The 20,427-nt window shown below is 67.3% G+C and carries 23 protein-coding genes and 1 pseudogene; 7 read left to right on the top strand and 17 right to left on the bottom strand.

Annotated elements, in window-relative coordinates; genetic code table 11:
* Positions 1-6 precede the first annotated feature (6 nt).
* The 9 genes and pseudogenes from thrC to coxB all read right to left on the bottom strand — a co-directional run bounded on the left by thrC (position 7) and on the right by coxB (position 7,910).
* Entirely contained in the window at positions 7-1,410 is a 1,404-nt protein-coding gene (gene thrC / locus KRR38_RS26600; RefSeq protein WP_217406427.1) for a threonine synthase, read from the bottom strand.
* A gap of 12 nt (positions 1,411-1,422) precedes the next feature.
* The gene (locus KRR38_RS26595; RefSeq protein ID WP_217406426.1) at positions 1,423-2,001 is read right to left on the bottom strand and encodes an SURF1 family protein; all 579 of its coding nucleotides are present in this window, start codon (positions 1,999-2,001) and stop codon (positions 1,423-1,425) included.
* A complete protein-coding gene (locus KRR38_RS26590) occupies positions 2,001-2,387 on the bottom strand; it encodes a DUF983 domain-containing protein (protein ID WP_217406425.1) in 387 nt (128 codons plus the stop codon). Before KRR38_RS26590 ends, KRR38_RS26595 begins: the two co-directional genes overlap by 1 nt.
* 7 nt (positions 2,388-2,394) lie before the next feature.
* A complete protein-coding gene (locus tag KRR38_RS26585) occupies positions 2,395-3,216 on the bottom strand; it encodes a cytochrome c oxidase subunit 3 (RefSeq protein ID WP_217406424.1) in 822 nt (273 codons plus the stop codon).
* 67 nt (positions 3,217-3,283) lie between these two features.
* A complete protein-coding gene (locus KRR38_RS26580) occupies positions 3,284-3,925 on the bottom strand; it encodes a cytochrome c oxidase assembly protein (RefSeq protein WP_217407479.1) in 642 nt (213 codons plus the stop codon).
* Positions 3,922-4,047, bottom strand: coding sequence for a hypothetical protein (locus tag KRR38_RS37120; protein ID WP_256449516.1), 126 nt, complete (start codon positions 4,045-4,047; stop codon positions 3,922-3,924). Before KRR38_RS37120 ends, KRR38_RS26580 begins: the two co-directional genes overlap by 4 nt.
* The gene (locus KRR38_RS26575; RefSeq protein ID WP_217406423.1) at positions 4,044-4,967 is read right to left on the bottom strand and encodes a heme o synthase; all 924 of its coding nucleotides are present in this window, start codon (positions 4,965-4,967) and stop codon (positions 4,044-4,046) included. Before KRR38_RS26575 ends, KRR38_RS37120 begins: the two co-directional genes overlap by 4 nt.
* A 133-nt stretch (positions 4,968-5,100) precedes the next feature.
* Positions 5,101-6,791, bottom strand: a pseudogene (gene ctaD, locus KRR38_RS26570) (cytochrome c oxidase subunit I).
* Positions 6,792-6,815: 24 nt separating this feature from the next.
* A complete protein-coding gene (coxB, locus tag KRR38_RS26565; RefSeq protein ID WP_217406421.1) occupies positions 6,816-7,910 on the bottom strand; it encodes a cytochrome c oxidase subunit II in 1,095 nt (364 codons plus the stop codon).
* A gap of 201 nt (positions 7,911-8,111) precedes the next feature.
* On the opposite strand from coxB, the gene pyrE reads away from it, so the two are divergent.
* From pyrE to ruvX, 7 genes are read left to right on the top strand one after another with little or no spacing between them, the layout of a single operon-like run.
* Positions 8,112-8,696 (top strand): orotate phosphoribosyltransferase, encoded by a 585-nt coding sequence (pyrE, locus tag KRR38_RS26560; protein WP_217406420.1) that lies wholly within the window; start codon positions 8,112-8,114, stop codon positions 8,694-8,696.
* A 1-nt stretch (position 8,697) separates the two neighbouring features.
* On the top strand, positions 8,698-9,456 hold the full coding sequence (locus tag KRR38_RS26555; protein ID WP_217406419.1) for a pyridoxine 5'-phosphate synthase: 759 nt from the start codon (positions 8,698-8,700) through the stop codon (positions 9,454-9,456).
* A 10-nt stretch (positions 9,457-9,466) separates the two neighbouring features.
* The gene (gene acpS / locus KRR38_RS26550) at positions 9,467-9,886 is read left to right on the top strand and encodes a holo-ACP synthase (protein ID WP_217406418.1); all 420 of its coding nucleotides are present in this window, start codon (positions 9,467-9,469) and stop codon (positions 9,884-9,886) included.
* Positions 9,887-9,924: 38 nt separating this feature from the next.
* The gene (lepB, locus tag KRR38_RS26545) at positions 9,925-10,812 is read left to right on the top strand and encodes a signal peptidase I (RefSeq protein ID WP_309141210.1); all 888 of its coding nucleotides are present in this window, start codon (positions 9,925-9,927) and stop codon (positions 10,810-10,812) included.
* The gene (locus KRR38_RS26540) at positions 10,812-11,960 is read left to right on the top strand and encodes an AI-2E family transporter (protein WP_217406417.1); all 1,149 of its coding nucleotides are present in this window, start codon (positions 10,812-10,814) and stop codon (positions 11,958-11,960) included. The genes lepB and KRR38_RS26540 overlap by 1 nt, the downstream gene beginning before the upstream one ends.
* Positions 11,961-11,964: 4 nt before the next feature.
* Positions 11,965-13,086 (top strand): DUF3089 domain-containing protein, encoded by a 1,122-nt coding sequence (locus tag KRR38_RS26535; protein WP_217406416.1) that lies wholly within the window; start codon positions 11,965-11,967, stop codon positions 13,084-13,086.
* The gene (gene ruvX, locus KRR38_RS26530; protein WP_217406415.1) at positions 13,062-13,550 is read left to right on the top strand and encodes a Holliday junction resolvase RuvX; all 489 of its coding nucleotides are present in this window, start codon (positions 13,062-13,064) and stop codon (positions 13,548-13,550) included. The genes KRR38_RS26535 and ruvX overlap by 25 nt, the downstream gene beginning before the upstream one ends.
* Here the strand turns inward: ruvX and KRR38_RS26525 are convergent.
* The 8 genes from KRR38_RS26525 to argH form a co-directional block, all read right to left on the bottom strand.
* Positions 13,547-14,575 carry an LD-carboxypeptidase gene (locus KRR38_RS26525; protein WP_217406414.1) on the bottom strand — a complete coding sequence of 343 codons (1,029 nt, stop codon included), beginning with the start codon at positions 14,573-14,575 and terminating at the stop codon, positions 13,547-13,549. The genes ruvX and KRR38_RS26525 overlap by 4 nt on opposite strands.
* A gap of 20 nt (positions 14,576-14,595) precedes the next feature.
* A complete protein-coding gene (locus KRR38_RS26520) occupies positions 14,596-15,504 on the bottom strand; it encodes a transposase (protein ID WP_217406413.1) in 909 nt (302 codons plus the stop codon).
* Entirely contained in the window at positions 15,492-16,469 is a 978-nt protein-coding gene (locus tag KRR38_RS26515; protein WP_217406412.1) for a hypothetical protein, read from the bottom strand. The genes KRR38_RS26520 and KRR38_RS26515 overlap by 13 nt, the downstream gene beginning before the upstream one ends.
* Positions 16,470-16,479: 10 nt before the next feature.
* Complete coding sequence (locus KRR38_RS26510; protein ID WP_217406411.1) at positions 16,480-16,644, bottom strand: hypothetical protein; 165 nt, start codon at positions 16,642-16,644, stop codon at positions 16,480-16,482.
* Positions 16,645-16,752: 108 nt separating this feature from the next.
* Positions 16,753-17,517 carry a bifunctional precorrin-2 dehydrogenase/sirohydrochlorin ferrochelatase gene (locus KRR38_RS26505; RefSeq protein WP_217406410.1) on the bottom strand — a complete coding sequence of 255 codons (765 nt, stop codon included), beginning with the start codon at positions 17,515-17,517 and terminating at the stop codon, positions 16,753-16,755.
* Positions 17,514-18,773 carry a diaminopimelate decarboxylase gene (gene lysA / locus KRR38_RS26500; RefSeq protein ID WP_217406409.1) on the bottom strand — a complete coding sequence of 420 codons (1,260 nt, stop codon included), beginning with the start codon at positions 18,771-18,773 and terminating at the stop codon, positions 17,514-17,516. The genes KRR38_RS26505 and lysA overlap by 4 nt, the downstream gene beginning before the upstream one ends.
* A gap of 33 nt (positions 18,774-18,806) precedes the next feature.
* Positions 18,807-19,046, bottom strand: coding sequence for a hypothetical protein (locus tag KRR38_RS26495; protein ID WP_217406408.1), 240 nt, complete (start codon positions 19,044-19,046; stop codon positions 18,807-18,809).
* A gap of 4 nt (positions 19,047-19,050) precedes the next feature.
* On the bottom strand, positions 19,051-20,424 hold the full coding sequence (gene argH, locus KRR38_RS26490) for an argininosuccinate lyase (protein WP_217406407.1): 1,374 nt from the start codon (positions 20,422-20,424) through the stop codon (positions 19,051-19,053).
* Positions 20,425-20,427: the final 3 nt, after the last annotated feature.

The following is a 20,427-nucleotide window of genomic DNA, read 5'->3' as shown; positions in this document are numbered from 1 at the left end:
GGGCCCTCAGCTCTTGGAAACGGCGTGCTGAGCGACGTAGTCGGCGATGGCGGCGTAGTCGCCGGGCAGGTCGGCGCAGCGCTCCTCGCGGTCGAACAGGTCGCCGACGCGCGCGGGCAGCTCGGGACGCTGGCCGGTTGCGCGCTCGACCGCATCAGGGAACTTGGCCGGATGCGCGGTCGCCAGCGTGACGACCGGGATCGCCTTGGGCAGGCCCGAAGCACGCGCGGCGTGAAGGCCGATCGCGGTGTGCGGATCGATCAGCTCGCCGCAGTTCTCCCAGGCCCAGCGGATCGCATGGCTCATGTCGTCGGCATCGGCGCGCGCGCTGGTGAACAGAGCCGCGGCGCCCTCGCGCTGGGCATTGGTCAGCTGCATCGCCTTGCTGGCCTCGAAGCCGGCCATCTGCTCGGCGAGCGCCTTGCCGTCACGGCCGCCGACATCGAACAGCAGCCGTTCGAAGTTCGACGAGACCTGGATATCCATCGACGGCGCCGCGGTCGGCGTGACCGTGCCCTGCGAATAGTCGCCGGTGGAGAGCGCGCGGTGGAGGATGTCGTTGACGTTGGTCGCGACGATGAGCTGGGCAATCGGCAGGCCCATCTGCGCCGCGACGTAGCCGGCGAAGACGTCGCCGAAATTGCCCGTCGGCACCGAGAAGGCGACCTGGCGGTGCGGCGCACCGAGCTGCAGGCCGGCGGCGAAGTAGTAGACCACCTGCGCCATCAGCCGCGCCCAGTTGATCGAATTGACTGCACCGATGTTGAACCGGCCGGTCATCGCCGGATCGTTGAACATGCGCTTCACGATCGCCTGGGCATCGTCGAACGTGGCGTCCTCGATGGCGATGTTGTGGACGTTGGGCGCGAGCACCGTGGTCATCTGCCGGCGCTGGACATCGCTCACCCGGCCCTTGGGGTGGAGCATGAAGATGTCGACCTTGGCGCGGCCGGCAACCGCGTCGATCGCGGCCGAGCCGGTGTCGCCCGAGGTGGCGCCGACGATCGTCAGGTTCTGGGTGTCGCGGCCGAGGAATTCCTCGAACAGCAAGCCGAGCAATTGCAGCGCCACGTCCTTGAACGCCAGGGTCGGACCGTGGAACAGTTCGAGCAGCCAGTGCTGCTCGTCGAACTGTTCGAGCGGGGTCACCGCGGCATGGGCGAAGCGGCCATAGGCGGCGCGGGTCAGCTCGAGCAGCTTCTCAGGGCTGAGACTGCCCTCGACGAAGGGCTGCATGATCCGCTGGGCGAGCTCGGCATAGGGCAGGCCCGCCATCGCCGCGATCTCTGCCTCGGTAAAACGCGGCCAGGAGCGGGGCACGTAGAGCCCGCCGTCGGATGCAAGGCCGGCGAGCGTGGCGCCGGCGAAATCGAGCGCCGGGGCGCTGCCTCTGGTGCTGATGTATTCCATGGGAGCCCGCGGTTAGCGGCGTGGAGGCTCCCCGGCAAGGCGCTTCCGCACCGCCAGGCCATAGATCACCAGCGCGGTGGCGGCGAAGAGGAACCACTGGATGGCGTAGGACCAGTGGTTGTTGGGTATATCGGCCGGGTCGGGGCGCGCATTCGGCGCCAGCCCCTGCAGCGGCGGATCGGCGACGAGGCGCGGACCGGGAGCCACGATGCCCATGACCTCGCCGCCGCGCCATTCGACTGGTGCCGGATCACGCGACCAGCCGAGCACGACGCGCGCCTTCTCGCCGCCGTCGATCAAGCAGTCGGCGACATGCGCCATGCCCGATCCGCCCTGGGCGCTACGCCCAGCGATGACGGTGATGCCGGTCACCTGGCGGCAATCGACCCGCGCATGTCGGTAGAGCACGTTCCGCGCTGCGACGGCATCCTGAGGGAACGGCACGTCGGCGGACATCGTCTGCGCCGCAGCGTAACGCGCGAGCAGCGCTTCCTTCTCGTGCATCCGCGATATCTGCCAGAAGCCGAGGCGAATCATGATCGCGACCGCCGCCAGCACCAGCAGGGTCGGGATCAGGGGTAAGCGGCGCATCATTCGTCCTCGGTACGGTGTTCGCCGGCCTGGCGCTGGTATTCGGCGGCGAGCAGCGCGCCCTTGCCTGCCCTCAGACCCCAGACCACTGCCGCGGCGGTGATCGGCACCCAGAGGAGGATGTGGACCCAGAAGGGCGGGTGCGCCGAAAGCTCCAGCGTTATCGCCGCGGCCACGACCAGCGCGCCGACGATCAGCGTGAGGAAGGCCGCTGGCCCGTCACCGACGTTGAAGGTCGAGAAGTCGAGCCCGCAGGCGCGGCAGCGCGGCGCGAACTTCGCCAGGCCATCAAACAGAGTCCGCGCACCGCAACGGGGGCAGAGACCGAAAAGGGCAGCCGAGACTAGTCCCGGCTGCCCCTTGGTTTCGTGGCTTTCGCCGTTCATCGGATCATCAATGGGTCGGGTAGCCCCAGCCGCCCCAGACATAGACTGCGACGAAAAGGAACAGCCAGACGACGTCGACGAAGTGCCAGTACCAAGCCGCCGCCTCGAAGCCGAAGTGCTGCTTCGGCGTGAAGTCGCCGTTGTAGGCGCGCTTCAGGCAGATGATCAGCATGATCGTGCCGATGATGACGTGGAAGCCGTGGAAGCCGGTCGCCATGTAGAACGCCGAACCGTAGGTGTTGCCGCCGAAGGCGAAGGGCGCGTGGACATATTCGTAGGCCTGGATCGACGTGAACAACACGCCCAGAATGATCGTCAGCCACAGGCCTTTCTTCAGGCCGTCACGGTCGCCGTGGATGAGCGCGTGGTGCGCCCAGGTCACCGTCGTACCCGAGCAGAGCAGGATCAGCGTGTTGAGCAGCGGCAGGTCGAACGGATCCATGACCGCTTCGATCGCCTTGGGCGGCCATTGCCCGCCCACGACCTCGGCGAGTTCGTTGGGGAACAGCGAGAAGTCGAAGAAGGCCCAGAACCAGCCGACGAAGAACATCACTTCCGAAGCGATGAACAGGATCATGCCGTAGCGCAGGTGGAGCTGTACGACCGGGGTGTGATCGCCGGCGTGGGCTTCCTTGATCACGTTCGACCACCAGGAATACATCGTCAGCAGCACGCCGAAGAGGCCCGCCAGCAGCACGTACTTGCCCGCGGGCATCTTGTGCATGAACAGCACGCCGCCGCTCGTCAGCGTCAGCGCCGAGATTGAGCCCACCAGCGGCCAGATGTCGGGCGGCAGGATGTGGTAGTCGTGGTTCTTGGTTCCGGCCATGATTGCCTCTGGTCCCTGTTGCGTAGTGTAGCGGCGCTATGCCGCCGAGATGAATTCCGAAAGGCCCTTAACCGCCTGTCTTGGCGCGGTCCAGTGCCTTCGCACCGGTGGCCCCAGTCTCTTTCTGGCCAGCCTCTTTGTGGTCGGCCAGCTTGTCGCCACCGGCGGGGGTGACGTGGAAAGTGTAGCTGAGAGTGATCTCGTGAACGTCGTTGTTGTCGGGATCGTCCAGGATCTTGGGATCGACGTAGTAGATCACCGGCATGCGCACTTGCTCACCGGGCTTCAGCGTCTGCTCGGTGAAGCAGAAGCACTGGATCTTGTCGAAATAGCGCGCCGCCTGCTCGGGCTCGACGTTGAAGCTGGCGGTGCCGGTGATCGGCTTGTCCGACAGGTTCTTGGCGGTGAAGATCGCCATGTCGCGCACGCCGATCGCCACGGTGTCGACCGCCTGGACCGGCTTGAACTCCCAGGGCATGCCGCGCTCGACATTGGCGTCGAAGCGGATGCGGATGTCGGTGGTGGTGGAGCGGACGGTGGCAGCCTGGGCCTCGGTCACGCGCATGGTCGTGCCGCCGAAGCCCGTGGTCTGGCAGAACATGCGATAGAGCGGCACCGCCGCATAACCCAGGCCCAGCATGGCGAGCGCGACGCCGCCCATGATCATGGCGGTCTGGCGGTTCTTGCGGTCGGCGCTCACGGCAGTCAGCTCATCTTGGCGATCGAAATGGCGAAGATCAGCACGGCAAAGCCGATCAGCAGCACGCCGAACACGCGGTTGCGGCCGCGAATGATGCGCAGGCGTTCAGCCTCGGGATCGAGTTGGTTCATGCCGTGACTCCCTGCACCACCAGCCAGTGATCTGCAACCAGCGCCGCGAACAGCGCGAAGAGGTAGATGATCGAATAGGCGAAAAGCTGCTTCTCGGGCTTCATCGTGTCGCCCTCCGGCGCGGTCTCGCGCAGGCCGACGCGGATCGAGAGCAGCAGGAACACGGCCGACAGCACCAGCGCCGTCACGCCATAGACCATGCCCGTTCCGCCGATGAACCAGGGCAGTGCCGACAACGGCAGCAGCAGCACGGCGTAGAACAGGATCTGGCGCCGGGTCGAGGTCTCGCCCGCGACCACCGGCATCATCGGGATGCCGACCTTGGCGTAGTCCGTCTTGACGAACAGCGCGAGCGCCCAGAAGTGCGGCGGGGTCCAGAAGAAGATGATGGCGAAGAGGATCACCGGCATGGCGGTGATGTCGCCCGTCGCCGCGACCCAGCCGATCAGCGGCGGGAAGGCACCGGCGCCGCCGCCGATGACGATATTCTGCGGCGTGCGCGGCTTGAGCCAGATCGTGTAGATCACCGCGTAATAGACGATCGACAGCGCCAGGATCGCCGCGGCCAGCCAGCCAATGGCAAGGCCCATCAGCAGGACCGAGGCGACCGAAAGCCCGACACCGAAGTCGCGCGCAGAGGTGCGCTCCATGCGCCCGGCCGGCAGCGGTCGCCCGGCGGTGCGCTTCATGCCGGCGTCGAGATCGGCTTCCCACCACTGGTTGAGCGCCGCAGCGCCGCCTGCGCCGACAGCGATGCAGAGGATCGCGGTAAACCCCAGCACCGGGTTGATCGTCTGCGGCGCCGCGAGCAGCCCGCAGAGACCGGTGAAGATCACGAGGCTCATCACCCGCGGCTTGGTCAGCGCGAAGAAATCGCGCCATTCGGCGGGAAGCGGCTGGATGGCTGTCGTCGTTGTCATATCATGCCCGGCTAGGCCGGTGTCCTATCACCTTAAAAGGGAAAAGGCACGCTGCGGTCCGCAACATGCCCCTCCCTAGCCCCTCCGGCAAGCGGAGGGTGTTTGCGCCCGCCCCTTCCGGGGCGGGCTGTCATCAGTGATGACCCTTGTCGTCGATGACGGGCAGGGTTTCGAACTGGTGGAACGGCGGCGGGCTCGACAGCGTCCACTCGAGCGTGGTCGCGCCTTCACCCCAGTAGTTGTCTGCCGCCTTCTTGCCGGCGAACAGCGAGTAGCCGATGTTCACGAAGAAGATCAGCATGCCCAGCGCCATCGTCGTGTAGCCGATCTCCGATGAGACGCGGTTCCAGTGGGCATAGGCTTCCGCGAAGTCCGGATAGCGGCGCGGCATGCCCTGCAGGCCAAGGAAGTGCTGCGGGAAGAAGATGATGTTCACGCCCGCGAAGAACACCCAGAAGTGCAGGTGGGCGAGGAACTCGGAGTGCATCCGGCCGCTCATCTTCGGGAACCAGTAGTAGAACCCGGCGAAGAGCGAGAACACCGCACCCAGCGACAACACGTAGTGGAAGTGCGCGACGACGTAGTAGGTGTCCTGCATGTAGTCGTCGATGCCGCCGTTGGCGAGCACGACGCCGGTCACGCCGCCGACGGTGAACAGGAAGATGAAGCCGATCGCCCAGACCATCGGCGACTTGAAAGTGATCGAGCCGCCCCACATCGTCGCGATCCACGAGAAGATCTTGATGCCGGTGGGAACCGCGATGACCATGGTCGCGGCGGTGAAGTACATCTTCGTGTTTACCGACATGCCCGTGGTGTACATGTGGTGCGCCCAGACGATGAAGCCGACGACGCCGATCGCGACCATGGCGTAGGCCATGCCGAGATAGCCGAACACGGGCTTCTTCGAGAAGGTCGAGATGATCTGGCTGATCATGCCGAAGCCCGGCAGGATCATGATGTAGACTTCGGGGTGGCCGAAGAACCAGAACAGGTGCTGGTAGAGCACCGGATCGCCGCCGCCCGAAGCGTCGAAGAAGGTGGTGCCGAAGTTACGGTCGGTGATCAGCATGGTGATCGCCGCGGCGAGAACCGGAAGGGCGAGCAGCAGCAGGAAGGCCGTGACCAGCACCGACCAGACGAACAGCGGCATCTTGTGCAGGGTCATGCCCGGCGCGCGCATGTTGAAGATGGTGGTGATGAAGTTGGTCGCACCGAGGATCGAGCCGGCACCGGCAAGGTGCAGCGAGAAGATCGCGAAGTCGACCGCGGGGCCTTGCGAGCCCGAGGTCGAAAGCGGCGCGTAGACCGTCCAGCCCGTGCCGGCGCCGTTGCCCGTGCCGCCCGGCACGAACGGCGAGATCATCAGCGAGCAGAAGCCCGCGACGGTCAGCCAGAACGAGATGTTGTTCATCCGCGGGAAGGCCATGTCCGGCGCGCCGATCATCAGCGGCACGAACCAGTTGCCGAAGCCGCCGATCATCGCCGGCATGACCATGAAGAACACCATGATCAGACCGTGCGCGGTGATCAGCACGTTCCACAGGTGGAGCTGCTGGTCGAAGGTCGGGTTCTTTTCACCCAACCACGAGGCGAAAGTGCCGAGATACTGGATGCCGGGCTCGGCGAGCTCGGCGCGCATCATGCCGGAAACGGCGCCGCCGATGATCCCCGCGCAAATCGCGAAGATCAGGTAGAGCGTGCCGATGTCCTTGTGGTTGGTGGACATGAACCAGCGGGCGAAGAAGCCCGGATGGTCGTGCGCGTGGTCAGCGTGATGATGATCGCCGTGCGCCTGGAAGGATCGGGGGCGGTGGTTGCCATGATTGGATAACCCTATCGGAAAGCTCAGGCCTTGGGGGCCGGCGAAGCAGAAGCGGTGGCGGTCGCGGCGGGGGCCGCAGCGGCAGAAGCGGCGGCAGCAGGTGCAGCGGCTTCAGAAGCGGCAGGCGCAGCGGCCTCAGCCGCCGGAGCAGCGGCGGCGGCCGGCTTGGGCTGGTGGTCGATCACGCCCCCCGACTGCTGGAGCACCCAGGCGTTGAACTGCGCGCGCGGCAGGGCTTCGACTGCGATCGGCATGTAGCCGTGACGGGCACCGCAAAGCTCGGAGCACTGGCCGTAATAGACGCCCGGCTTCTCGATGAAGATCATCTTCTCGTTGATCCGGCCGGGCACGCCGTCGAGCTTGAACCACAGCGAAGGCACGGCGAACGAGTGGATCACGTCGGCGCCGGTCACCTGCAGGCGGATCGGCTCACCGGCCGGCACGACCATGCGGTTGTCGACCTCAAGGTGCGAAGGACCGTCGTAAGGCTTGGAACCGACCTCGCGCACGCCGTTGTTCACCACCGGCTGGCCCGGGATGTTCAGCATGTTAGAAACGACTTCGAAGCCGCCGTTGTCGGGGTAGGTATAGGACCAGAACCACTGGTTGCCGGTCGCCTTGATCGTCAGCGACTTGGCCGGGGCCGGCTTGTACTGCTTGGCGAGCAGGCTGATCGAGGGAATCGCGACGCCGACCAGAACGAGCACGGGGACCAAAGTCCAGACCACTTCGATCAGCGTGTTGTGGCTGGTCTTCGACGGCGTGGGGTTCGACTTGCTGTTGTAGCGGACCATCACCCAGACGAGCAGCGCGAGCACGAAGATCACGATGATCGTGATCATCGGCATCAGCACGTCGTTGTGGAACCAGTGCGCATATTCGCCGAGCGGCGAGTACTGGTCCTGCAGGTGGATCGCATCGGGAACCGGCATGCCCTTGCCCTCGGTGGGCGTCATCGGGACATAGGAGCCAGCTGCCGCAGCGGCCGAGGGAGCTGCGGAAGCCGCTGCCGCGGGAGCGGCCGCGAAGGCCAGCTGCGGCACCGTCAGAGCGACAAGGGAGATACCGAGAGCCAGGATCTTGTCGCTCGCGGCCCGTGCATGTTCGCCGAATTTCATCGTGTTCTTGCTTTCGCTTTCGATCAACTGCGAGAGATATTGCCCCCTCTCGCCTGTCGTGGAGCCATGGGGAGAGAACCCCATTGGGCGCGGCCTATACGCGCGCTTGCGGGCAGTCTCAAGCGCCTCTAGGGGAATTTTTACCCAACCCCCTAAAGCCGCCTTTCGCGGCGCATTATCTATAGAAGGACATGTCGCGTCATGCAGGACGAAGAGGTTCTGGCCGAGTTCCGCGCCAGCAAGGCGCTCTTGGAGGGACATTTCCTGCTCTCGTCGGGCCGGCACAGCGCCTATTACCTGCAATGCGCCCGCGTTCTGATGGACCCGGACCGCGCCTCACGGCTCGCCATCGCGCTCGTCGGCAAGCTCCCGCGCGAGCTGCGCAAGGAGATCGGCAAGGTCGTCTCGCCGGCCATGGGCGGGGTCATCATCGGCCACGAAACGGGCCGCGCGCTCGGCGTCGAGGCGATGTTCGTCGAGCGTCCGACGGGAACCTTCGAGCTGCGCCGCGGCTTTGCCCTGAACCCGGGCGACAAGGTGCTGATGGTGGAAGACGTTGTAACGACCGGACTTTCCTCGCGCGAAGCGATCAAGGCGATCGAGCAAGCCGGCGGCGAAGTGGTGGCCGCGGCGGCACTGGTCGACCGCTCGGGCGGCCAGGTCGACCTCGGCGTGCCGTTCTATCCGCTGACCGCGATCAACTTCCCGACCTATGCCGAGGACGAGCTTCCGCCCGAACTCGCCGCTACCCAGGCGATCAAGCCCGGGAGCCGCGCGGCAGCCTGAGATGAGCGAGTTGCTCCGCGCCTCTTTCCTTCGCCCCCCTGCGCTTAGATTGGGCGTGAACATCGATCACGTCGCGACGATCCGCAACGCACGCGGCGGCGATCATCCCGATCCGGTGCGCGCGGCCGAGATGGTCGCCGGCGCGGGCGGCGACGGCATCACCGCGCACCTGCGCGAAGACCGCCGCCACATCCGCGACGACGACCTCGCGCGCATCCAGGCCGCCACCGGCCTGCCGCTGAACCTTGAAATGGCCGCGACCGAGGAAATGCTCGAGATCGCACTGCGCCACAAACCGCACGCGGCCTGCATCGTCCCCGAACGGCGCGAGGAGCGCACGACCGAGGGCGGGCTCGACGCCGCAGGCATGCATAACCACCTGGCGCCCTTCGTCAGCCGGCTCAGCGACGCCGGCATCCGCGTCAGCCTGTTCATCGCGCCCGACCCGCGCCAGATCGAGGCGGCAATGATGCTCGGCGCGCCGGTAGTCGAACTGCACACCGGCGAATATGCTCATGCCGAGGGCGAGGCCCGCGCCGCCGAACTGCGCCGCATCGCCGACATGGCCGCCCTCGCCGCCAAGAACGGCATCGAGCCGCATGCCGGCCACGGCCTGACTTTCGACAATGTCGCCGCCGTCGCCGCGATTCCGCAATTGGCCGAGCTCAACATCGGGCATTTCCTGATCGGCGAGGCGATCTTCGTCGGGCTAGAAGCCAGTATCCGCCAGATGCGGCAGCTGATGGACGATGCGAGATGAGGGGGCACAGTTGATCATCGCCATCGGCTCCGACCTCTGCAATATCGAGCGGATCCAGTCCTCGCTGGACCGTTTCGGCGAGCGTTTCGAGAACCGCGTCTTCACCGAAGCCGAGCGGGCCAAGGCAGCCAAGCGCCCCTTCACCCGCGCCGGCACGCTGGCCAAGCGCTTCGCTGCCAAGGAAGCCTTCTCCAAGGCGATCGGCACCGGCTTCGGCGAGGGCGTTGCGTTCAAGGACATCGGCGTGGTCAACATGCCGAGCGGCGCGCCGACGCTTTCGCTGACCGGCGGCGCGGCGGCGCGGCTGGAAAAGCTGACCCCGGCCGGGCACAAGGCCGTGGTCCATCTGACTCTCACCGACGACCATCCCTGGGCCCAGGCCTTCGTCATCATCGAGGCGCTTCCCCCTGTGAAAGACCTGGCCCTGTGACCAATCCTGGCCCTGTGAACAATGACGCGAACAGCGACGTGACCGAAACGACACCTCCCCCTGCGCCCGAGGCGAAGCCGCACCAGAAGGTTGACTGGCTCGGCGAACTGCGCGGGCTCGCGCTGATGCTGCTGGCGGTGCTCGCCTTCCACAGTCTGATCGCCAAGCCGTTCTACATCCCGTCGATCTCGATGATGCCCAACCTGCTGGTCGGCGACCGGCTCGTGGTGAGCAAGTATCCGTTCGGCTGGAACTGGTCCTCGGTCTCGTTCCACCTGCTGCCCCGCGGCACCTGGCGCATCTGGGGGAGCACGCCCGAATACGGCGACATCGTCATCGTCGTGCCCAAGAACCGCAACGAGGACCTGATCAAACGCGTCGTCGGCCTGCCGGGCGATCGCATCGCCGTGGTCAACGGCCAGATCGTGCTCAACGGCAAGCCCGTGCCCCAGGCGATCGAGCCAGCGGTCCAGATTCCGGTCGACGAGAAGCTGAAATGCACCGGCCAGTTCGAGGACGGGCCCTGCTACGACGCCTTCGCGCAATACCGCACGCGCCTGCCCAGCGGCCGCGAAGTGTTCGAATTGCCGACCTTCCGCGAAACTTTGCCCAACGGCGCGACTTATCTGATCATCGACCACCGGGATCAGGAACTTGACCATTTCGCCGAAATCACCGTGCCCGCCGGCCATGTCTTCCTGATGGGCGACAACCGCGACCATTCGGCCGACAGCCGCGCGCCGACCGAGGAGAACGGCCTCGGCGGACCGGTGCCGCTGTCGAACATCGGCGGCCGCGCCGAATTCGTCACCTTCTCGCTCGACGGCAGCCAGACCTGGAATCCGCTGAGCTGGTGGAGCGCACTGCGTGAGGGCCGCTCGTGGAACACGCTCCGCCCCGCGATAGCACCCAAGGCCAAGCCCTGATGGCCGACGATCCCGCGAGCGCGCTGCCCAGGGCAGAGGCCATCACGGGAACCCCCGAAGTCGTCACCAGCACCGTGGTCAAGGCCGCCGCACCCAAGCGCAAACGCGCGCGCGAGCGAGCCGGCCCAACCGATATCTCCGATCCGCTGCTGCGCGAGGAAGCGAAGCGCGCCTTCGTCTGGATCGGCATCGCCTCGGCATTCGCGCTAGTGGTGCTTCTGGCGCAGCCGCTGCTGGTGGTCTTCGCCGCAATGGTCTTCGCCGCGATGGTCGACGGCGGCGCCCGGCTGCTCGACCGGGTCCTGCCGATCGCACGCGGCTGGCGAGTCGCCATCGTCCTGATCCTGGTCGCGGCCTTCCTAATCTGGACCGCCTATTTCGCCGGCAGCCAGATCGCCGCCCAGGCGGCCGCCCTGCCCGCGACGGTCGAAGCCCAGGGGCTCAAGGTGATCGACTGGCTGCGCGCGCACGGCTTCGCCATCCAGGCGACCGATTTCAAGGATCTGATTCGCGAGGGGCTCGGCGGTGTCGGCCAACTCACCCGCGTGGTCGGCGGCGTGATCGGGACGGTCGGCACAGTGGTCATGGTCATCGTGCTCGGCATCTATTTCGCCGTCGAACCGCGGCTCTACCGGCGCGGCGTCGCCTGGCTGTTCCCCAGCGATCGCCGAGACTATTTCGAAGGTACCGCCCAGCTCATGGGCTCGTCGCTGCGCCGACTGATGGCCGGACGGCTGCTCGGCATGACGCTGGAAGGCATCTGCACCTGGCTGCTGCTGATGGCCTACGGCGTGCCGATGGCGGCGCTGCTCGGGCTGCTCACCGGCCTGCTCGCCTTCCTGCCCAACATCGGCGCGCCGCTTTCGGGCCTCCTGATGATCCTCGTCGGCTTCTCGGGCGGGTTCGACATGGGCATCTACTGCATCATCGTCTACGTCGTCGTGCAGACGGTCGACGGCAACATCATCGTGCCGATGGTGGCGCGGCGCACGGTCGACCTGGCGCCGGCGCTGGTGCTGGGCATGCAGCTGATCATGGGCGTATTGTTCGGCATCATCGGTCTGATCCTCGCCGATCCGATGGTCGCGATGATCAAGATCTGGCTGGAGCGCGAAGCCGCCCGCCACGAAGCGGAACGGGTGGGCTGACAGCTTGGTACGGAAATTCCTCTACATCATGGCGGTGCTCGTCGTGCTGCTGCTCGCCGGCGCCGTGGCGCTGGTGCTGTGGTCCGACAGCCTGACCAAGATCGCCTTCGTCCCGACCGCCAAGTTCACGCCGCAGCGCGCGCTGGCCGCCAATGTCTATGACGATCCGGCGATGTGGATCGCCCGCCCCGGGCTCGGCGCGAAAGACCCGTCGCACTGGCTGCCGCCCGGTTTCAAGCCCGAGGCCACCACGCTGCCTGCGGCCGTGTTCTTCATCCACCCGACCTCCTATCTGGAAAAGGCGCAGTGGAACGCGCCGCTGGACGACGCCAAGTCGCGCGATCTGGCCGAGACTTTCGTCCGCGGCATGGCAAGCGCCTTCAACGCCAGCCCAGACCTCTGGGCGCCGCGCTATCGCCAGGCCGCCTTCGGCGCCTTCCTGACCGACGAACCCCAGGCGAACGAGGCGATCGACGCCGCCTATGCCGACGTCCTCCTGGCCTTCGACGCCTTCGTCGCGGGAACGGCCAAGGACCAGCCGATCGTCCTCGCCGGCCACAGCCAGGGCGCGCTGCACCTCAAGCGCCTGCTGCGCGACCGCGTCGCCGGCACCCCGCTCGCCAAGCGAATCGCCGCGGTCTACGCGATCGGCTGGCCGATCTCGCTCGGGCACGACCTGCAGATGATGGGCCTGCCCGCCTGCGCGCGCGACGACCAGCCGGGCTGCGTGGTCAGCTGGCTGTCCTTCGCCGAGCCGGCCGACAACCACATGCTGCTCGAGAGCTACGCCGCGCGCCCTGGCCTCGACGGCAAGCCGGTGGGCGGCAGTGCCTTCCTCTGCACCAACCCGCTGACCGGCGCCGCAGGCGGCCAGGCGGAGGCGAAAGCCAACCTCGGCACGCTGGTACCCGATCTGGAGAAGAAGACCGGCGCGCTGATCCCGGCGATGGTCCCGGCGCGCTGCGGGCCAGACGGCTTCCTCTATATCGGCGATCCGCCCAAGATGGGGCCCTATGTCGGCCCGGGGAACAACTATCACGTCTATGACATCCCGCTGTTCTGGGCCAATCTGCGCGCCGACGTCGCGAAACGGGTAGCGGCATGGCAAGCCAACCAGCAGCACTGATCACGACCTCCGCACTGGAGTTCCGCGATGCGCTGCCCGCGGGCGGCGCGCTGATCGGGCTCGACCTCGGTACCCAGACGATCGGCACGGCCTTCTGCGACGCCGGCTGGCGCTTCGCCTCGCCGGGCAAGACGCTGAAGCGCGGCAAGTTCGGCGCCGACAAGGAACTGCTGAGCGCGCTGGCGAAGGAACGCTCGGTCAAGGGCTTCGTCATCGGCCTGCCGCTCAACATGGACGCCAGCGAAGGCCCCCGCTCCCAGTCGAGCCGGGCCTATGCGAGGAACCTGGCCGTGCTCGGCCTGCCGATCCTGCTGTGGGACGAGCGCTGGTCGACCGTCGGCGCCGAACGCGGGCTGATCGAGCAGGACATGAGCCGGGCCAAGCGGGCCGAGCGGATCGATTCGGCCGCGGCGGCGGTGATTTTGCAGGGCGCGATTGATGCGTTGGCAGGGGGTATGCTTTAGGTAACCACCGGCTCCAATATCCGGATCGTCCCCGCATCGGCATCGATCTCCGCCTCGATCCCCACTGGCATCGAGAACTGGTTGGCGATGTGGCCGATCAGCGCGCCCTGGAAGGCGGGCACAGCTAGCGGGGCGAAGTGCTGGTCGAGCACTTCGGACACGGTGAAGCCGCTGTAGTTGGCCTCCTCGCCCGTGCAGCGCGTGCACTGGCCGAAGACCACGCCGGCGACCTTTCCGAGGATGCCCGCAAGGCCGAGCTGGGTCAGCATGCGGTCGAGGCGGTATTCGGCCTCGCCCGTCTCTTCGAGGAACAGGATCGCGCCGGTGAAGTCGGGCATGTAGGGCGTGCCGACCATGGCCGAAAGCACCGCAAGGTTGCCGCCGAGCAGGCGCCCGCTCGCCTTGCCGCCGCGGAAGGTGCGGATGCCGCTGCGCGGCGCGAGGCGGTCTTCGCTGGGTGCGGGGCTGCGCCAGGTCGGGGTCTCGCCGAGAAAAGCCAGCCGGCGGAACGAGTCCCATGACAGCGCTCCCCAGGAGCTCGCCGCGCCGGGGCCGTGGATCGTCGGACAGCCGGTCTTCGCTGCGAAAGCGAGGTGCAACGCGGTTACGTCGCTAAAGCCGACCAGCAGTTTGGGATTGGCGCGGATTACGTCCCAGTCGAGATAGGGCAGCACCCGCGCCGAGCCCCAGCCACCGCGCACCGCGAAGACCGCGCGGACGTCCTTGTCGGCATAGACCGCGTCGATGTCCGCCGCGCGGTCCTTGTCGGTGCCGGCGAGGTAGCCGTAGCGCTTCATCACGTGCGGCGCGGGCTTGGGCACCAGCCCCATCGCGCGAATCGTGGCGAGCACCTGTTCGAGGTCGAACTTGTCCTCGGTGAAGCCCGCGGGCTCGATCAGCGCAACCGTGTCGCCAGCCTTGAGGCGCGGTGGTTTGCGCAGCGGCGGAGGCGGAGCGGAAAGCGCGGAACCAGCCGCAAACGGCAGAATTCCAAGGCCTAGGACGGCGGTGCGGCGATCGAGCATTGGGCGATGGTAGCAGATCGTCAGCCGACGGGAATGGCCTCCAACTCACGCCGGCACGCCCTCGCCTCAGCTGCCACTAACCGGCTGCCCGCCCGCTCAGCCTCTTTCCAGACTGTATCGGGATCGATCGAGATCGAAGCCAGCGCAGACCAGGCGGCGAGGCGCATACGGTCGCTGGGATGGGCCTTGCCGAAGCGCCAGGCCAGGTCCTTCGCCTCCTCGCTGCCCAGCCCGACCGCGATCCGTACGAAAGCTTCGCTCGCGCCGTTGTTGAGGATGCCGGTGACGCGCCCGGCGCCCAGATCGAAGCGGTACTGGTCGAGCCAGCCTTGCGCCGAGCCCGCGTGCACCACGTTGATCGAGACCGACAGCGCGTCGGCCGCGTGCTGCGCGTGGATGTCGCGGTGCGCACGGTAGTGCATGATCTTGCCTTCTTCGAGCCGCGTCCGCTCGGCGAAGCGCAAGTCCGCCGGCTCGCCGCGCCAGCCCTCCACGCTCGCGTAATCGTATTCGTAGTAGTCGCTCCAGTAGCCGGGGCCGAAGTAGCCGAGCGTCAGGAAGTCGAAATTGTGATCGTGCGGCACGCCATAGACGAAAGTCGAGGCGCCGCTGGCGCGCATCGCGTGCTCGTCGGGCGAAGGCCAGATGTTGGCGCGCAGGAAGAAGTCCGGCGCCGCGCCGGCGGGCGAGAGCATGATGACCTGCGGGCCGTAGGAAGCCATGCCCTCGTCGTCGCGCGTGCCTTTGCTCAGTTCCTCGACCAGCAGATCGCCGAGGAAGGTACGGTCGTTGCCGAGCCGCCGCAGCAAGCCGGCGGCGTGCTGCAAGCTCTCCTCGTCGGTCGGCTCGAAGCCCCTGGCGCGCAGTTCGTCGACGCATTCGGCGACGCTCGCGGTGGTGTCGTTGGCATAGTCTATTACGCGGGGCATAGGTCGACCTGCTTGAGTTGCGGATAGGTTTCGATGAGCTGCGCCCGCAAGGCGCCGGCCGTGGCCGCGAGCGGATCGCCGGGAGACGCGGCGACAGCGCAGAGCGCCTGGAAGCCGGTCAGCGTATCGAGCGCCAGACACTCGCGCAGCGCCTGCCAACGCAGCGCGGTGCTGCCTTCGCCAAGCGCGAGCGCGGCGATCGGCGGCGCGGCATCGCTACGACCCATGCGGCCAGCGAGCGCCATCATCAGCTCGAGCCGGCTGTCGCGCGGATTGCTTGCGGCAAGATGCAGCAGGCGGCCATCGCCCAGTGCATACTCGCGCGTCGGCCCGTCCTCGGCACGCCGACGCTGCAGCCGCAGGGTGACGAGGCAGGAGGAGACGTCGCCGAGCAGCAGCGCCGTGTTCGCGCCGTCGCGATGGATCGCGCGGCCCGGCGCCAGTGCGATCGGGCGGCGGTCGAGTTGCGCTGCGCTGTCGCTGACCGGCCGGCAACCTATCAATTCCGCGCTGGCCGAACCCGCCAGCACGTGTTCGGCGACCTCACTCGGGCGAAAATCGACCGCGGTCGGTGTCGGCCGCGCGGCAAGGCCGGCGCCGTCGACCGCGACCAGCGACAGCGTCACCGCGCCGGCGTTGCCGAGCAGCAGGGTGGAGATCACCCCGTCGCTGAAATGGCGTAGCGGCAGGTAGCCGAGCGGTGCTTCGGTCAGGCCGTGTGCGGCGGCGGCGGCGAAGCCCTGCATCAGCGGCAGGGCCGTCGCATCGCCTTCGTCGAACAGCGCAGCCAACGCCGTGCAGTCGGCTAGTGCGCGGCCCTCGGCATAATTAGCAAGCTCGGCGAGCATGGCCGCCGCCTGCGGTTCGCGGCGCCAGGCGCCTACCGCGGCGTAGAGCCGCTCCTGCGCGTCGCGCTGCGGAGCGGAATCGCTCCGCAGCGCGCGCAGTGCGGGATGAACGATCACCCCGGTGTCCTCAGAACAGGCCGCGGGTCGGGTTCAGTTCGTAGAGAAACGTCATCAGAATGACGATCGTGTCGTCCGACGACTGGACGCGGGCGGCGTCGACGAGGCTGCCGAACAGGCCAGTCAGGTGGTGCAGGTCGGGCAGAGTCGAAAGGTCGATCTTGGGCAGGTTCATGGCAGAGCTCCCTGGCATGCGGAGCCCGATCGCCCCGCCTGGGGGAGTGTGTCGAAGCGGGTGCCTCAACCCGAATTAAAAGATTGTAATCGCATATTTTTCAAATGGTTATATGCGAATGACGATGACCAAGCCCTGCCGTTCGGGTGGTGCCTCTCCAGCAACCACGACCACTCTCGCAGCATCGGCCCGCGCGCGCTCCAGCACCGCCTCGGGCACGCCCGCCTCGTGCGCCAATAGGTCGGCCGAACCGAGCAACCGCGCTTCGCGTAAGGTGAGGTCTTCGGGATCACCGCTGCGTAGGCGGATCTCGACTACGCCGCTGGGCTCAACCCCGCTCGCTTCGCCCAGCCAGGCATCGATCCGATCGGCACTGTCAGCCCGCAGCGGGTCAAGCGCGCCGCCCTCGCCCAGGGCCGCGTCGAGCGCGCGGCGGCGATCGCCGGCGTCGGGCCAGCGCTGGCCGAGCTTTGTCCGCGCCGCGCCCAGCCCCTCGGCTAGCCGGCCGAGCGCCTGCGGCAGCAGGGCTTCGAGCCGCAGTCGCAATGCCTTGGCCAAGCCTGCCGAGGCCCCGCCGGTGCCGATCGCGATCAGCACGGGCGAGCGATCGAGGATCGACGGGGCGGTGAAATCGCAAAGCTCGGGACGGTCGACGACGTTGACCAGCAGGCCCCGCGCGCGCAGCCGCGCGGCGGCTTCCTCGGGCGCATCGAGCGCGACGAAGGCCAGCCGCGCCGCCTGGTTCTCCTCACTGACGACCACCCCGCCGGCCCGCTCGACCAGCCGCCGCTTGGCCTCGGCCGCCTCCCCCTCGCCCAGCACGATCACCGGCTGGCCGGCGATGCGGTGGAAGAGAGGTAGTGCCTGGATCATTCCAGCCAGTCCGGCACACGCTCGGCGGCGAGGATCGCGGCGGGGTCGATGCGCTCGGCAACCACGGCCCAGCGATCGCCGTCGACCATGACCTCGGGCACCAGCGCGCGGCTGTTGTAGGTGTTGGCCATCGTCGCGCCATAGGCCCCGGCCGTGCGGAACACGGCGAGGTCGCCGGGCTTCACCAGGTCCATTTCGCGGCCCATGGCGAACGTGTCCGAGCTTTCGCAGATTGGGCCGACGACATGCGCGGTGAAGCGCTCGCCGCTGGGCTGGACCGCGACGATGTCGTGCCAGGCGTCGTAGAGCGCCGGCCGCGCGAGGTCGTTCATCGCAGCGTCGACGATGACGAAGGGCGAGGTCACGCCCGGCTTCACACGGATCACGCGGGTGATCAGCACGCCCGAATTGCCGGTGATGATCCGGCCCGGCTCGAACATCAGCGTGACGCCCCAATTGCCCGTGACGCGCGCGACCATCGCCGCGTAGTCCGCCGGGCTCGGATAGACGTCGCCAGCCTTGTAGGGGACGCCGACGCCACCGCCGAGGTCCATGTGGGTGATCGTGTGCCCGGCGCCGCGGATCGCGTGCATCAGGTCGCCCAGCCGCGCGAAAGCGGCTTCCATCGGGTCGAGATTGGCAAGCTGGCTGCCGATGTGAACCGCGAGGCCGCGCATGGTCAGCCCCGGCAAGGCGGCCAGGCGTGCATAGATCCCCGCAGCCTTATCGTAAGGCACCCCGAACTTGTTCTCGGCCTTGCCGGTGGAGATCTTGCCGTGCGTCTGGGCATCGACATCGGGATTGACCCGCAGCACCGCGGGTGCGGCCAGCCCGCGCTCCGCGGCCAGGGCCGCGAGTTCGATGCCTTCCTCTTCGGATTCGAGGTTGAACTGGCCGATGCCGGCTTCGAGCCCGCGGACCAGCTCGGCCGCGGTCTTGCCGACGCCCGAGAAGACGATGCCATCGGGCGCCATGCCGGCGGCCAGCGCGCGCTCCATCTCGCCGCCCGAGACGACATCGGCCCCGTAGCCTTCCTTGGCCAGCAGCTTGAGCACGGCAAGGTTGGGATTGGACTTCACCGCGAAGGCGATGTGCTTGCTGGGAAGGATGCCCAGGGCATCGCGGAAGACGCGGGCGTGGCGCGTCAAGGTGGCGCGCGAATAGACATAGACGGGCGTGCCCACCGCGTCGGCGATCGCGGTCAAAGGCACGTCCTCGGCGTGAAGCACGCCATTGTTCAGGTCGAAATGGTCCATGGATTTTCTCGGTTTGCCCCGAAGACGAACAGGTCAGTCCGAGGGCGGAAGGTCGAAGGGATCGTCGGCGCGTTCTTCGGAGCGCTGTCGCAGCTCGACGGTGCGTTCGGGCGCGGCCTGCGGCAAAGGCTCCAACAGGGCGCTCGCCCCGCGCGGTTCCTCGCGGCCATAGGGTGCGGGCGGCAGCGACTTGCCCGCCTGGGGTTTGAGATCCCGGCGCACGCCGCAGGCCGACAGGGCCAGAACGATCGCCAAGGCTGCTACAACGCGCATCGAATTACTCCAGCCCTAGCGCCACGCGCGCTTCGGCCACGCGCTTCCTTACCTCGTCCGGCGCGGTTCCGCCATGGCTGGCGCGCGCCGCAACCGAAGCCTCGACCGAGAGCGCGGCATAAACCGCATCGGTGATCCGCGCGTCGATCGCTTGCAAGTCGGCGAGCGGCAATTGATCGAGCGCCACGCCGCGGCTTTCGGCCAGCTTCACCGCGGCGCCGGTGATGTGATGCGCCTCGCGGAACGGGATGTTCGCCTGGCGCACCAGCCAGTCGGCAAGGTCGGTCGCCGTGGCATAGCCGAGCTCGGCGGCGGCGCGCATGCGTGTCGTGCGGAAATTGGTCTCGGCCACCATGCCGGTCATCGCCGCGATCGACAGGGCGAGCAGGCTCGCCGCTTCGAACACGGGCGGCTTGTCGTCCTGCATGTCCTTCGAATAGGCCAGCGGCAGGCCCTTCATCGTGATCATCAGCGCGGTCAGGCAGCCGACGATCCGCCCCGAATGGCCGCGCACCAGTTCGGCCGCGTCGGGGTTCTTCTTCTGCGGCATGATCGAACTGCCGGTCGACAGGCTGTCGGGCAGCGCGGCGAAACCGAAGGGCTGGCTCGCCCATATGATGAATTCCTCAGCCAGCCGCGAGAGGTGCAGCGAGCATTGCGCGGCAGCCATCAGGTAATCGAGCGCGAAGTCGCGGTCCGACACCGAATCGAGGCTGTTGTTCGTCGGCCCGTCGAAGCCGAGGCTCGCCGCGGTCATACCCCGGTCGATCGGGAAGCCCGTCCCCGCCAGCGCCGCGGCGCCCAGCGGGCAGCGGTTCATCCGCGCGCGCGCATCGGCGAAACGCGAGCGATCGCGCCCGGCCATCTCGTAATAGGCCATGAGGTGATGGCCCAGCGTCACCGGCTGCGCGGTCTGCAGGTGGGTGAAACCGGGCATGATGCTGTCCGCATGCTCGCCGGCGCGCGTGACGAGTGCCTTCTGCAGTTCGACCAGCCCCGCTTCGGCCTGGTCCATCGCATCGCGCACCCAGAGGCGGAAGTCGGTCGCGACCTGGTCGTTGCGGCTGCGCGCCGTGTGCAGGCGCCCGGCGGCGGGCCCGATCAGCTCGGCGAGCCGGCTCTCGGTGGTCATGTGGATGTCTTCGAGGTCCCAGTTCTCGGGAACGCCCGAAGCCTCGTATTCGGCCGCGACCTGGTCGAGGCCGCCAGCGATCGTCTTGGCATCCTCGGCCGTGACGATGCCTTGCGCACCAAGCATCGCGACATGGGCCTTCGATGCCGCTATGTCCTGCCGCCAGAGTGCCTTGTCGAAGGGGATCGAGGCATTTATCTCGCGCATGATCGCAGACGGCCCTTCCGCGAACCGTCCGCCCCACATGGT

This window comes from Novosphingobium sp. G106, assembly GCF_019075875.1.
Classification (GTDB): domain Bacteria; phylum Pseudomonadota; class Alphaproteobacteria; order Sphingomonadales; family Sphingomonadaceae; genus Novosphingobium.
The sequence above is the reverse complement of the archived record's forward strand: the minus strand, read 5'-3'. Positions and strand labels throughout refer to the sequence as shown.